Origin of the sequence: Mesorhizobium sp. M7A.F.Ca.US.005.03.2.1, assembly GCF_003997795.1 — a bacterium.
Classification (GTDB): Bacteria; Pseudomonadota; Alphaproteobacteria; order Rhizobiales; family Rhizobiaceae; genus Mesorhizobium; species Mesorhizobium ciceri.
Window position 1 is genome coordinate 1 of the sequence record NZ_RZRP01001325.1, and the last position, 1059, is coordinate 1059.

General features: G+C 60.6%; 2 protein-coding genes. One reads left to right on the forward strand and one right to left on the reverse strand.

What is annotated here, in order from left to right; all coding sequences use genetic code 11:
- The first annotated feature begins 116 nt into the window (after window positions 1-116).
- Window positions 117-740, forward strand: coding sequence for a LysE family translocator (locus tag EN991_RS37460; RefSeq protein ID WP_023761181.1), 624 nt, complete (start codon window positions 117-119; stop codon window positions 738-740).
- A 52-nt stretch (window positions 741-792) separates the two neighbouring features.
- Here EN991_RS37460 and EN991_RS37465 read toward each other — a convergent pair.
- Window positions 793-1059 (reverse strand): autotransporter outer membrane beta-barrel domain-containing protein (locus EN991_RS37465; protein ID WP_127370589.1); only part of this gene is annotated, 267 nt, incomplete at its 5' end.

A 1059-nucleotide genomic window follows, 5' to 3' on the forward strand; every position in this document is an offset into this window, starting at 1 on the left:
CGCTGAGCGGCGCGAACTGACACCGATCTGCCGCTGGCGCAGTTAGGGAAATCGCCTCTTTACATTCTTCCGGGCCTAAGGATTTATCCTCTTCTTTAAGCTCAAAGGAGACGAGCATGTCCTTCGAAAACTGGGCCGCCTTCGCTGCCGCATCGACGATCCTTCTCATCATTCCAGGTCCGACCATCCTGCTGGTCGTGTCCTATGCGCTGGGCCAGGGCTGGCGTACCGCTCTGCCGATGGCCGTCGGCGTGGCGTTGGGGGATTTCACTGCGATGACGTTGTCGATGCTGGGTATCGGCGCGCTGCTGGCGGCCTCGGCGACCGTCTTCACCATCCTGAAGCTGATCGGCGCCGGTTATCTGATCTATCTTGGCGTGAAACTGTTTCGCGCCGGCGGCGCGTTGAAGGCCGAACCGCGCACCGACGCGGTCTCCTCGGCCAAGATGATGGCGCACGCCTGGCTCGTCACCGCGCTCAACCCGAAAAGCATCACGTTCTTCGTTGCTTTCCTGCCGCAGTTCCTCGACCGGCACGCCGATTTCTGGACGCAGATGCTGATCTTCGAGACGACCTTCCTGGCGCTCGCCTTCGCCAATGCCTTCGGCTATGCGCTGATCGCGGCACGCGCACGCAACGTGGTGCGCAATCCCAAGGCGATCCGCATCTTCAACCGCACCGGCGGTACGCTGCTGGTCGGCGCCGGCATCGCCACGGTGGCGATGCGTTCCAGCAATTAAGCTGTCTTTTTGATCATGATCCCGAAACTGGTTTTCGGGATCATGACCGGCCTTACCATTTGACGCTGAAGCCCAGATTGCCTTCGAGGATCCGACGCTTGTCGCCACCGAGATTGGTGGTGTAGTCGCCGGTGGCGAAGATGCTGACCTTGTCCGTCACCTTGGCAATCACGCCGCCGCCGAACTCGAACGAGGTCGATCTGCCCTCGGTCGAGATGTCGGTGGTGTCGAAATTGACATGGCTGGTGCCGCCGAAATCGTGCCAGATGTTGGCCTTGAGATACGGCTGCAGCGCCATGCCATTGATCGCTGTTTCGCC